Here is a 12,493-nt window from a genome sequence, read left to right as displayed (position 1 = left end):
TTTATTTGATAGGAAAAAGCCCCTGAAACGGTATGTTTCAGGGGCTTTTCCTATCTATAAATAACTGTTATTTCTTTTTAGCTGCGGCTTTTTTAGGGGCAGCTTTTTTAGTAGCCGCTTTTTTGGCCGGCGCTTTTGTTTTTTTGGCGAATGCATTGGGCACCTGCTCTTCAATCATCTTTTTTACCAGTTCAATATCAATATCTGTAAGCTCTTCAGCCGTGTACTTACCCCCATCGGCCTTACGGCCCATCTTCAGCATTTTTTTGTTGAAGCGGATAAAAGGGCCCCATCGGCCATTTTCAATATTGATTTTTTCAGCAGGCCATTGTTTGATAAAACGATTAGCTTCTTTCTCCATTTTCTTTTCAATCAACTCATTGATGTCCTGTTGAGAAAGTGTATCAAAATTATAGGCCCTTGGAATATTGATAAACATATCGTTCCATTTAATAAATGGTCCGAAACGTCCTTTACCCTTTGTTACAGGTAACTCATTATAAAAAGCAACCGGTGCATCAGCCTGTTGCTTCTCCTGTAATAATTCAATGGCGCGGTCCAGTTCTATAGTATGCAGGTCTTCACCTTTTGGGATAGATATAAACTGATCACCCAGCTTGATATAGGGGCCAAAACGACCCACATTCACAGATAATTCCTGATCCTCATACGTACCCAGTACACGGGGCAGGGCAAAGAGTTCCATGGCTTCTTCCATGGTGATGGTTTCAATACTTTGATCTGCTTTGAGTTTAGCAAATCTTGGTTTCTCCTCATCTTCAACATGCCCGATCTGTACCATTGGACCATAACGACCCATTCTGGCAATAACTTTTTTGCCGGAGGCCTCATCTATGCCCAGTTCTCTTTCGCCTTTTGCTCTTTCTGCATTTTCAAGGGTATGCTCAATATTTTCGTGAAAAGGTTTGTAAAATTGATCGATCATACTGCTCCAGCGGGTCTTTCCTTCGGCAATCTCATCAAACTCTTCCTCGATACGGGCAGTAAAGCCAAAATCCATCACCTTGCTGAAATGTTGTTTTAAAAAATCCGTTACCACCATACCAAGATCGGTAGGGAATAGTTTGGCTTTTTCAGCACCGGTATTTTCAGTGAGTATTTCCTTCGAAACCTCCTGTTGGGCATTGAGGCGTAAAATATTTACCTGTCTTTTGGTACCTTCTTTATCACGCTTTTCAACATAATTTCTTTTGATAATAGTTGAAATAGTAGGAGCATAGGTCGAAGGACGACCGATACCCAGTTCTTCCAGCTTTTTTACCAATGATGCTTCCGTGTATCTTGGTGCAGCACGGGTAAATTTTTCAGTCGCCATCATTTCCCTGAAATCGAGCACCTGACCGGCTGATAACGGAGGCAGCATACCTTCATTGTCTTCTTCATCTTCCTCATCTTTTCCTTCGAGGTATACTTTCAGAAATCCATCAAACTTCATGACTTCTCCGGTAGCCGTAAGGGTTTCTTTATTGGTGGAGATATCAATTTTAGCCACTGTTTTCTCAAACTCAGCGTCGCTCATTTGAGAGGCAATGGTTCTTCTCCAGATCAGTTCATATAGTTTGCGGGTATCTTCATCGGCCACCGTCCGGTTATTCATATAAGTAGGACGTATTGCTTCGTGCGCTTCCTGGGCACTCTCATTCTTGTTTTTGTATTTGCGTGGCTGGTAATAATTGTTACCGTAACTGCTATCTATTTCTTTACGAATATCGGCCATGGCAGTATCACTCAGGTTAATACTGTCTGTACGCATATAAGTGATCTTACCACTTTCGTATAGTTTTTGCGCCAGTAACATGGTTTTGCTTACACCATAACCCAGTTTACGGGAAGCTTCCTGTTGAAGGGTAGAAGTGGTAAAGGGGGCTGCCGGAGAACGTTTGGCAGGTTTCACCGTTACATCCAGTACTTTATAAGCAGCGTTTTTACAGCTGTTTAAAAAGCTAGCAGCTGCTTCCTGGGTATTCAGTTTGGAGGGACCCTCAGCCTTAAAGGATACAGCCCTGTTATGAATGTCTTTGGCTGCAAAAAGAGCCTCTATCTTATAACTGCTTTCCGGGATAAAATGATTGATCTCGCGTTCACGTTCAACAATCAGTCTAACAGCTACGCTCTGAACCCTTCCGGCACTCAGACTTCGTTGCATGCCGATTTTTCGCCATAAAACCGGACTCAATTCAAAGCCTACCAGTCTGTCCAAAACCCTGCGGGCCTGTTGGGCATTTACAAGGTTCATATTAATGAGCCTGGGTTGTGCAACGGCTTTTTTAATGGCCGGAGCTGTAATCTCATGAAAAACAATTCTTTTGGTGGTTTTTGGATCCAGACCCAATACTTCTGACAGGTGCCAGCTGATGCTTTCTCCTTCACGGTCCTCATCCGATGCAAGCCATACTTCATCCGCTTTTTTGGCTAACTGACGCAGTTCTTTAACCACTCTTTCCTTATCGTCCGGTACAATATAACGGGGCTGGTACTGATTGTTTACATCAATACCCATATCATCTTTTTCCAGATCACGGATATGCCCATAACAACTCTTAACCTCGAAATCGCTTCCCAGGATCTTTTCAATTGTTTTGGCTTTTGCCGGAGACTCAACTATCAATAAATTCTTTGCCATCTAGCTTTTGCTTGCTGTTTATAACAGCTTTTTGATTGCTTTTCAAGTCATTTTTTCATCGCTTTCATACATATATATATGCGGTAAAAAAATGGTATGCTACCCTGCAATATTAGGCGAAACGATCAAAACACAAAAAATGTTGACCAATCGGGTAAGAATTTCTACGTATAAACCGCAGGGTGCTTGCATCCACTGAAAGTCTTCTGATTAGCGCATTACTTATTGAAAATGAGTTAGTTATATTATTTTTGTAAGCTTAAAAACATGATGGTGCTTTAAAAAAATCAAAAACGGCCGACAGTACCTGTTTATCGCGGTATATTTTATTATGTCCCAACCCTTCGGTAACCAAAAACCTGACATGGGGCAGTTGCAGGGATTGTACAGAAAGCGTATCTTTATAAGGACAAATCCTGTCTCCCGTATCATGTATCCAGAGTATGGGAAGATGAGTAGATTCAACAACTCGTTTTACAGAGAAATAATCAACCGATTTTCCTGTCATTTCCTCAATCAATTGCTCAAAAGCGGTTTGCACGGTTTCTTTGATCCTGAACATGGTATAAAATCCTGCTATGGCCGATCTTGTTTCCGTAGCAGGTGCAATCAGCACTATTTTACGGGGTACCTGTGGGGGCAAATCTTCTGCAAGCAGTGCAACGGCCAGGCCGCCTAAGGAATGCGCAATAAACCCGTTGATCGGACCATATTTTGCTTCCAGTTGCTGCAAAAAGCGCTTATAAATAAGGGCGTTGATCATTTTGCCTTCACTAAGTCCATGCGCAGGGGCATCAAAAGCCATCACTTCGAAGCCTTCTTTCAGCAGGGGAAGAACGTATTTTTCAAACTTATAACTGTAACTGCTGAAACCATGAACAATCAGTAGTTTCTGTCCGTTGGTGCGTTCTGGTTTCCACTGATATCCTTTTGTTACCATTCCTTCGAATACCAGCTCTAATCTGATAGCTTTATGAAAAACCATTGGTTCTTTTTGTTTTACTCCTTTGCTGTAAGGGGTGCAAAAAATCTGAAAAGCCTGTTCGGCAGCCTTGCGTGGAGATACCATGGCAATGGTGCGTAGTTTTGTCTTGTAATAACCAATCACAACTCTTTGTGCTAATTTCATTTTCATAATATAAAGATATGGACGTAGTAATGATAGGGGCAGGGAATGTAGCGCATGTATTGGGACGTACTCTCAAAAAAGCAGGTCATACCATTGTGTCGATATGGAACAGGGACCCAGCAAAGGCAGTTTTACTGGCCGGAGAGTTATCAGCCAAAGCTGTTGAACAACCCGAGGAGTTACCTGATGATGCAGACATTTACATTTTAGCTGTCAGTGATCATGCCATTGCTGAATTGTTACCAATGCTTTCCATCAGTAAAGGTATACTGATCCATAATGCTGGTACAGTGGGTATCGGGATACTCAGCCAGTCAGCAAAGCAGTATGGGGTGTTATGGCCCATGAAAATGCTCAGGTCATCTATGAATGAACTTGGCGACTGTACCATGGTAATTGATGGGAATGATGAAGCTACCAGACGGTTACTGTTTGAACTGGCCGGGCAATTGGTTGGGCGGGTAACCGTTGCTGATGATTTAAAAAGACAGAAAATGCACCTGATAGCAGCCATTGGCTCTAATTTTACCAATCATATGTATCACCTGGCGGCGGATTATTGCAAAGAAACCGGTATTGATTTTTCTTTGTTTTATCCATTAATAGCGTCCACCGCCTTACAAATTCAAACGGCTTATCCAGGCGATGTACAGGCTGGACCGGCTTTCCGGGGAGATAAGGGGACCCTCGAACGTCACAGGGAATTACTAAGCGACAATGAGGCTCTTTTGCACCTGTATGATGAAATAACAGCCAGTATCCGGAAAAAATTCGACCGATAGGCAGAATTTGATAAAATTCCGTGTTCCGAAGCTAAAACCCTGAATAGATGACTGGAAAGAGATGGTTTTGGAATACTTTTGCACTCCAAACGGAACCGATATGTATACGATTAAAGTAAAGTTTGAACAGAAAGGAATGGAGCCGGTTACTTTAACCGCCATAGAACCCGACCAGAGTTTACTGGAAGTTTGTTTAGACAATGGCATTGAATTACACCATAACTGCGGTGCTGTATGTGCTTGTAGCACCTGCCACCTGTATGTAGAAAAAGGGATGGAGCATCTGGAGGAACTCAGCGATAAAGAAGAGGATTTCATAGATCGTGCAGTGAATCCAAGACTCAATTCAAGATTAGGTTGTCAGTGTGTATTACAGGATGGTTCGGGTGAAGTTGAAGTGACATTGCCTGATCAGACACAGTTTTTAGGAGAGTAGATAAAGAGTAGATAATTTGAAAATCTGTGAATTTGGAAATTTAAAAATGTAGGGGCATGCTTCGCATGATACATTTTTAAATTTCAGCTTAATAAACAAGTATAGTACTCTTTATTTAAGGTTCTCAGGTTTTCAGGTCTCATTTCCAAATTTTCATCCGCCTTAGGCGGACCAAATTTTCAAATTAATATGAACCATTTCGAACCCCCCATTCACTGGGCAGATCACGAAGACATAGCCATGAAGCTTTATGAGCGTTTTGGGGATGATTTTACCGAGAGTAAAATTTACCGCATACGTTTTACCGATTTGCTGGAATGGATACTCCAGATACCCAATTTTGAGGGCAAAAGAGAAGAAAGTAATGAAGGGCACCTTGAAATGATTCAGAGTGCCTGGGTATATGAATGGAGAGATAATCAGAAATAAAATCTTCATGTTAGCATCCTTTAATCATATCAGCACCTTTGTTTTTGATGTAGATGGTGTTATGACCGACGGCAGCCTGTTGGTTTTGCCGGATGGTGTAATGGTTCGCCGGATGAATATTAAAGATGGCTATGCTTTACAATTGGCCGTTAAAAAAGGGTACAGGGTATTGGTTATTTCCGGTGGCGATTCGCCTGAAGTAAAAGACAGGTTGCAGAAACTGGGTGTAAAGGAAGTGTGGATGAAAACCCATCAAAAAAAACAAGTGCTGGCTGAATACCTTTTGCAACATAATATTCCAAAAGAACAGGTGCTGTATATGGGAGATGATATTCCTGATCTTGGTGTAATTGAGCTCGCCGGTTTGCCTTGTTGCCCCGCTGATGCTGTACAGGAAATAAAAGACAAAGCAGTATATATATCTCATGTTGGAGGAGGAGCCGGTTGTGTGAGAGATGTGATTGAAAAAGTGATGAAACTCCGTGGAGACTGGAACGAGGATACGACCGTTCGGGCGAGGTAATATTGAATTAATCTCCCTTGTATTGACGCATTATTTATCTTGAAGCATAATTTTTATTTTGAAATTACTTAGTGCATTTCTCCGGTTGGTGCGATGGCCCAACCTCATATTTATTATACTTACGCAATTTTTGTTTGAGTATTGCATTTATGCGCGTATTTATGGGGGGGGGACTAATCAGTATCAGTTTTGGCTGATCGTAGTTGCTTCTGTTTTTATAGCTGCCGCAGGTAATATTATCAACGATTATTTCGACCTGAATATTGACCAGATAAATAAACCGGATAAGGTGGTGGTTAATGTAGTCATTAATAGACGATGGGTTATTTTCTGGCATATGCTATTGAGTATGCTCGGGCTTTTTTTTACAGTAATGGCACTGCCGGTATCCTTGTACTGGCACCTGGTACTGGCTAATCTGGGAAGTGTGGTTTTGCTTTGGTTGTATTCTACCAATTTTAAAAAGCAGTTACTGGTTGGTAATGTAGTTATATCTGTACTTACAGCTTGGGTAATACTGGTTCTTTTTTTTGCTAAACAACCATTACAGATCAAATATTTATTGTCTACCGGACACAACGAAATCCGATTTTTCAGACTGGCTATGTTATACGCGGGTTTCGCCTTTGTCATCTCGCTGATCAGAGAAGTGGTAAAAGATGTGGAAGATATGGAAGGCGACAGAAAATATGGATGCAAAACACTCCCTATAGTGTGGGGTGTACAAGCAGCCAAAATATTTGTTGCTGTATGGTTGGTAGTATTGATTGCAACCTTGATAATATTACAATTGTATGTACTGCCTCTCGGTTGGTGGCACAGTGCCCTGTATTGCGTAATCGCGATCATTGCACCTCTCATCTGGATTTTTACACAACTCTTTAAAGCATCAACACCTGCAGATTTTCACCGGTTAAGTACAGCTATAAAATGGGTCATGCTTACAGGTATTTTATCGATGGTGTTTTTCAGGATATATCAGTGATATGTGTGGTGAATGGTCAATATTTTTGTGGCAAACAATATCGATAGTTGTGGTTGAGTTATTCTTTACTTGATTTTTGATTTTTGATTTTTGATTTTTGATTTTTGATTTTTGATTTTTGATTTTTGATTTTTGATTTTTGATTTTTGATTTTTGATTTTATGATCCCCATCATCCTGGCTTCTCAATCGCCGCGCCGAAAAATGCTGCTTGAATGGGCAGAGCTTTCATTTGAAATTGTGGTAAAACCAACCGATGAATCATTTCCTGCTGAACTTCCTATTGAAGAAGTTCCCATCTTTATTGCAAAAGAAAAAGCAGTAACAGTGCGCAACCACATACAGCAAACAGGGGATGACCAATATGCAGGGAGACCCATTCTGGCTGCGGATACCGTAGTAGTGCTAAATGGAGAAATCATTGGCAAGCCGAATGACAGGGATCATGCAATAACTATCTTGAAAAAACTGTCCGGGCAGGTGCATCAGGTAATAACGGGTGTTGTGATATTATCAGGAGAAATCGTTGTTCAATTTGCTGATATCACCGAAGTGCAGTTTTATTCACTTACCGATGAGCAGATAAGTTTTTATGTAGATAAATACCATCCCTACGATAAAGCTGGTGCTTATGCCATACAGGAATGGATCGGAGTGGTGGGTATTCAGTCTGTTAAAGGTGATTTTTATAATGTAATGGGATTGCCCGTTAGCAGGGTAGTAAAAGCGCTACAGGCATTGCATTCCTGAAAATCAGGTAAAAACCGCAATCAGGTTCTGGGTAGTTTTCGGAAAATCAAATTCCGAATATGAACGAAAGACTATTGCAGTTTATCTGGCAGTTTCAACATTTTAATACACGGTCGCTCATACTATCTTCCGGCGAATCCCTTCAGATCATTCATCCGGGTACATGGAACCACCATCAGGGGCCTGATTTCTCTTCCGCAAGAATCAAAATAGGAGATACACTCTGGGCGGGTAATATTGAGATACATGTACTCGCTTCAGACTGGTATAAACACGCACATGATGGAGATCCTAATTACCAGAATATTATTCTGCATGTAGTATGGCAGGAAGATGAAATGATTAGAGACGTTTCAGGACATATTATACCTACACTGGTATTAACAGGAAAAATACCGGGTGTTTTAATGGATCGATATGCCCAGATGATGGATACGGTAAGGCAGGTACCTTGTCATCATTTTTTACCCGGAGCAAGTGAGCTCATCTGGTATGCCTGGAAAGAAAGATTAATGATAGAGAGGCTCGAACGAAAATCAGCAGGTATTATTAAACAACTTCAGCAAACAGGCAACCATTGGGATGAGGTTTTCTGGCAGCAACTGTCCAGTGGATTTGGGTCGAAAACCAATGCTGCTTTTTTTGAACAGATAGCGAAAACACTTTCTTTTACCATCTTACAAAGACATAGAAATATGCCCATTGAACTGGAAGCACTTCTACTGGGACAGGCACAACTATTACAAAAGAAAAGAACAGATGCTTATCATCAAACCCTGTCCAAAACATACCAACATCTGAAACGAAAATACCAGTTAATGAGTCCTGTCGGACAACCCGCTTTTTTAAGAATGCGTCCGGCATCGTTTCCTACCATCCGTCTCTCACAGTTAGCCATGCTACTGCACTACCGGGAAAACCTGTTTGATATGGTCAGAAATACAGAAAGCATAGACAACCTGATACAGATTTTTCACGTAAAAGCAAGTCAGTACTGGAATCAGCATTATCGGTTTGATGAACCTGCAAGTCTGTCTTTAAAATGGATTGGTAGACAAATGACGGTTCATCTCCTGATTAATTCGGTGATCCCGATGGTGTTTAGTTATGGACTGGAACGCAACCTGCAGCCATATAAAGACAAAGCAATACAATGGTTGTATGCTTTGGAGGCTGAACAAAACAGAATTACACGTTACTGGCAGTCTGCCGGCATACATAACCGTTGTGCACTCGATTCTCAATCGCTGATAGAACTCAATACGCAATATTGTGTTAATAAAAGATGCCTCGATTGCGCCATAGGCAACAGATTGCTCAGACAATGAGTCATTGGATGTAAGATGGCAGATATCAGATGGCAGATGTAAGAGAACATACATCAAATCTTACATCTGCCGTCTTACATCTGAGATCGTATGTTATTGCCAGAAGAAAGCCATATCCAGTTCCATATCGGGGTGGAGGCTTCTTTCTACGGGGCAGGTTCGGGCGGTACGTTCCAGCAGTTCTTTGGTTTTGTCATCAGGTTGCAGTGTAGGCGGAAAATATACATGGACGATGATCTTGCCAATTCGGCGGGGATCGCTCAACATAATTTTCGTGGTATCTACACGGGTGCCATCAAGGTCAATGTTCATAGTACGGGCTTTAATGGCCATGGTGGTAACCATACAGGCGCCAAGTGCCGTAGCTACAAGATCGGTAGGGGAAAAACGTTCACCCTTACCCTGATTGTCGGTAGGAGCATCGGTTTCAATACTGGTTCCGCTCTGAAGATGAGTGGCGATGGTTCGCAATTCACCTTTATAAATAATTTGTGAAGTCATTGCGTCAATTTTGCTATAAATTTACAAGTAACAAATCTAATGGAAGTGAAGAAGCTATTTATCATTGCAAGTCTCCTCGGGTCAGTAGCTGTTTCTGCACAGCAGAAAACACAAACGCCGGCTCAACTGGAGAAAGCCCGGAAAAAGGAAGAAAGAAAAGAAAAGATCAATCAGATGATCAAGCAGGAAGAAGAGGGTGCCCTTGTTTTCAATAAGCAGGGATCATTCAGCTTCAAATTTAATACCGATGGCTGGGGAATGTTCTATGAACGTGGTAAATATAAAACGGTCACTAAAACCAACCTCTGGTGGATCGAACTGGGTGAACACAAGCATCCAAAAGAAGAAAAAGTGCCCACCATCAGCGCCTCAGGTGGCTTTCTGATTGTTTCCAGTTATATCTATGGTAAACGGAATAATTTTTATAACCTGAAACTGGGTTTTGGCCAACAAAAGCTGATTGGTGGAAAAGGGAATAAAAATGGCGTAGCTGTATCTGCCATCTATGGCGGTGGTATCACAGCAGGCTTGCTGAAACCTTATTATATCGAGATACAGAACCCTACTACCAATAAACAAGAGCAGATTAAATACGATAATAACGATAACCTCTTCCTTGATCCTACGATCATTCTTGGTAGGGGTGGGCTCACCAAAGGTTTTGGTGAAATGAAATTTGTGCCTGGTGCACATGTAAGAACTGCACTCCGCTTTGACTATGGCCGATACAATGAAGTGGTATCAGCCCTTGAAGTAGGTCTGAATGCGGAGTATTATACCCAAAAGATGCCTATTTTGTTACTAAATAAGGAAAAACGCCTCTTTTTCAACGCTTATGTGGCCCTCACATTTGGTAAGCGAAAGTGACCTATTTTTGCAGGGAAAGTCCGAAAGCCGGAAGACCGAAAGACCGCGAGATGATTCGTTCGGGAACAAAGGGTCTGTGAATCTGTTATAACTAGTAATTTATTCATTTTTCCATTTACGGACTTTCGGTCTTCTGTCTTACGGACTAAAAAGGATTTACATGCAAGAGTTACCAGTTGTGTCAAAAGTGGATGCTACCAGTTCCAAAATACAAAAACCTTCCTGGTTAAGGGTTAAATTGCCTATAGGTGAAAGCTATAAACATGTGAGAGGGCTTGTTGATACCCATAAACTACATACCATCTGCGAAAGTGGCAATTGCCCGAATATGGGTGAGTGCTGGGGTGAGGGAACAGCCACTTTCATGATACTAGGTAATGTATGTACCCGTAGTTGTGGCTTTTGTGCCGTAGCTACCGGCCGCCCGGAGCCGGTTGACTGGGACGAACCACAGCGCGTGGCCGAAGCCATTCACCTGATGAAAGTGAAACATGCGGTACTGACAAGCGTGGATAGGGATGAATTGAAAGACGGAGGTTCCATTATCTGGTACAATACCATCAAAGCTGTAAAAAACCTCAATCCGGATACCACACTAGAAACGCTGATACCGGATTTTAAAGGGAATGCAGATCAGGTACAACGCATTATTGAGGCAGCACCCGAGGTAGTGAGCCATAATATGGAAACTGTTGAGCGTTTAACCCGTCAGGTCCGTGTACAGGCCAAATACCATAGAAGTCTTGAAGTATTGAACCTTCTGAAAAAAGGAGGAATGCGTACCAAAACCGGGATGATGCTTGGATTGGGAGAAACCAAGGAAGAAGTGGTACAGAGTATGAGAGATTTAGTGAATGTAGGATGTGATGTACTGACACTCGGCCAATACCTGCAACCAACCAAAAAACATTTAACTGTTCAGCGTTTTGTGCATCCTGATGAGTTCGCTGAATTACGCGAAATAGGTTATGAACTTGGTTTTGATTATGTAGAAAGCGGTCCGCTGGTGCGTTCTTCCTACCATAGTGAAAAACATGTGATAAAGGGATGGGGAAGGAATAAGTGGATGGAAGAAAAAGCACAAATGATACATCTTTAATTAAAAACGCCGGATAATTTATCCGGCGTTTTTAATTAATTTTCTCTTATGAATGAATCATTGATCTATCAAACTGATACATGGTTATTATGCCTTATTCTCTTTTTGTTAATGACAGGCATGGTATGGATTGGTGCTATACTAAGAAACAGAAAAGAGGAAGCTACTCCATTAAGCGCAATTGAGGGCTCTTTGTTCGGGTTATTGGGATTGCTGCTTGCCTTTACATTCAGTATGTCTGCAAGCCGATATGATGCCAGAAAAGCAATTATGGTCGAAGAGGCTAATGACATCGGAACAGCTTTGCTCAGGGCAGATATGTATGAGGATAGCTTACGAAATGCATTCAGACAAGATTTTCAGGAATATATTAAAGCCCGTATAGCTTATTATGATGCAGGCAGAGATACAATGCTGTTTAACCAGGCAAAAGTAAATACGGAAATCATATTTAAAAGTTTGTGGAGCAGAGCCATTCAAGGCTCCCGTAAAGCTGAAAATATTACTGCTACACAACAGATGATACCAGCACTCAATACGATGTATGATGCAACCACATTAAGAACCGCAGCCGGAAAAAGTCGTGTGCCTGATTCTATTATTGTATTGCTGTTTTTACTATCGATGGCCTGTTCATTTTTTGCAGGATATGTAATCCCTTCAGGAAAAAAAATGGAGAAAATAACGATACTCGGGTTTGTGGTGCTTACCATATTGGTTATTTATGTGATTCTGGATCTTGACAGACCAAGACGTGGTATTATTAATATGGATGAGCAACAGCAATACTTTAAAGCATTGCTGATAAATCAAGAAAAGTAAAAGGAGATTTATTGTCATTCTTTCTCATTTCCTGTTAGTCATTTATCCAAATGCGTAAACAGGAAATGGTTACCTGGGTGAATATATATCCTTAAAAAAGTCTGATGGCATGTGTAGGATCAGAAACAGCAAAGACTCAAACTATAAGTGGGTTTATCAGCTTAATAAAAACCTACTTACAGCTTGAAATTTGTGGCTA

The 12,493-nt window shown here is 41.3% G+C and carries 13 protein-coding genes; 10 read left to right on the top strand and 3 right to left on the bottom strand.

All coding sequences use genetic code 11. The features are described 5' to 3' along the window. Nucleotides 1-67 precede the first annotated feature (67 nt). Nucleotides 68-2,644 carry a type I DNA topoisomerase gene (gene topA, locus BC659_RS01660; protein WP_133472845.1) on the bottom strand — a complete coding sequence of 859 codons (2,577 nt, stop codon included), beginning with the start codon at nucleotides 2,642-2,644 and terminating at the stop codon, nucleotides 68-70. A 259-nt stretch (nucleotides 2,645-2,903) separates the two neighbouring features. Continuing rightward, nucleotides 2,904-3,779 carry an alpha/beta hydrolase gene (locus BC659_RS01655; protein ID WP_133472844.1) on the bottom strand — a complete coding sequence of 292 codons (876 nt, stop codon included), beginning with the start codon at nucleotides 3,777-3,779 and terminating at the stop codon, nucleotides 2,904-2,906. Between the two features lie 11 nt (nucleotides 3,780-3,790). On the opposite strand from BC659_RS01655, the gene BC659_RS01650 reads away from it, so the two are divergent. The 7 genes from BC659_RS01650 to BC659_RS01620 all read left to right on the top strand — a co-directional run bounded on the left by BC659_RS01650 (nucleotide 3,791) and on the right by BC659_RS01620 (nucleotide 9,005). Next, nucleotides 3,791-4,555, top strand: a complete 765-nt coding sequence (locus BC659_RS01650) for a Rossmann-like and DUF2520 domain-containing protein (protein WP_133472843.1) — start codon at nucleotides 3,791-3,793, stop codon at nucleotides 4,553-4,555. Nucleotides 4,556-4,655: 100 nt separating this feature from the next. Further along, entirely contained in the window at nucleotides 4,656-4,991 is a 336-nt protein-coding gene (locus BC659_RS01645) for a 2Fe-2S iron-sulfur cluster-binding protein (RefSeq protein ID WP_133472842.1), read from the top strand. 189 nt (nucleotides 4,992-5,180) lie between these two features. Continuing rightward, nucleotides 5,181-5,420 (top strand): Fe-S cluster assembly protein IscX, encoded by a 240-nt coding sequence (gene iscX, locus BC659_RS01640; RefSeq protein ID WP_133472841.1) that lies wholly within the window; start codon nucleotides 5,181-5,183, stop codon nucleotides 5,418-5,420. Between the two features lie 7 nt (nucleotides 5,421-5,427). Beyond that, a complete protein-coding gene (locus tag BC659_RS01635) occupies nucleotides 5,428-5,943 on the top strand; it encodes a KdsC family phosphatase (RefSeq protein ID WP_133472840.1) in 516 nt (171 codons plus the stop codon). A gap of 58 nt (nucleotides 5,944-6,001) precedes the next feature. Next, nucleotides 6,002-6,928: a geranylgeranylglycerol-phosphate geranylgeranyltransferase gene (locus BC659_RS01630; protein WP_133472839.1), complete on the top strand. Its 927-nt coding sequence runs from the start codon at nucleotides 6,002-6,004 to the stop codon at nucleotides 6,926-6,928. A gap of 161 nt (nucleotides 6,929-7,089) precedes the next feature. Further along, nucleotides 7,090-7,677 (top strand): Maf family protein, encoded by a 588-nt coding sequence (locus BC659_RS01625; RefSeq protein ID WP_133472838.1) that lies wholly within the window; start codon nucleotides 7,090-7,092, stop codon nucleotides 7,675-7,677. Nucleotides 7,678-7,736: 59 nt separating this feature from the next. Beyond that, nucleotides 7,737-9,005, top strand: a complete 1,269-nt coding sequence (locus BC659_RS01620; protein ID WP_133472837.1) for a DUF2851 family protein — start codon at nucleotides 7,737-7,739, stop codon at nucleotides 9,003-9,005. Between the two features lie 93 nt (nucleotides 9,006-9,098). Here the strand turns inward: BC659_RS01620 and BC659_RS01615 are convergent, their stop codons facing one another. After that, complete coding sequence (locus BC659_RS01615) at nucleotides 9,099-9,506, bottom strand: OsmC family protein (protein WP_133472836.1); 408 nt, start codon at nucleotides 9,504-9,506, stop codon at nucleotides 9,099-9,101. Between the two features lie 45 nt (nucleotides 9,507-9,551). Here BC659_RS01615 and BC659_RS01610 point away from each other — a divergent pair, with 45 nt between their 5' ends. From BC659_RS01610 to BC659_RS01600, 3 genes are all read left to right on the top strand, one after another. Then, on the top strand, nucleotides 9,552-10,373 hold the full coding sequence (locus BC659_RS01610) for a hypothetical protein (protein ID WP_133472835.1): 822 nt from the start codon (nucleotides 9,552-9,554) through the stop codon (nucleotides 10,371-10,373). Nucleotides 10,374-10,533: 160 nt separating this feature from the next. Then, the gene (gene lipA / locus BC659_RS01605; RefSeq protein WP_133472834.1) at nucleotides 10,534-11,472 is read left to right on the top strand and encodes a lipoyl synthase; all 939 of its coding nucleotides are present in this window, start codon (nucleotides 10,534-10,536) and stop codon (nucleotides 11,470-11,472) included. A gap of 48 nt (nucleotides 11,473-11,520) precedes the next feature. After that, nucleotides 11,521-12,294 (top strand): bestrophin-like domain, encoded by a 774-nt coding sequence (locus BC659_RS01600; protein ID WP_133472833.1) that lies wholly within the window; start codon nucleotides 11,521-11,523, stop codon nucleotides 12,292-12,294. The last annotated feature ends 199 nt before the right edge of the window (nucleotides 12,295-12,493 follow it).

The sequence above is a fragment of the Sediminibacterium goheungense genome (assembly GCF_004361915.1).
GTDB classification, from domain to species: domain Bacteria; phylum Bacteroidota; class Bacteroidia; order Chitinophagales; family Chitinophagaceae; genus Sediminibacterium; species Sediminibacterium goheungense.
Note: the sequence above shows the minus strand (reverse complement) of the source record. Positions and strands in the feature narration are given on the sequence as shown.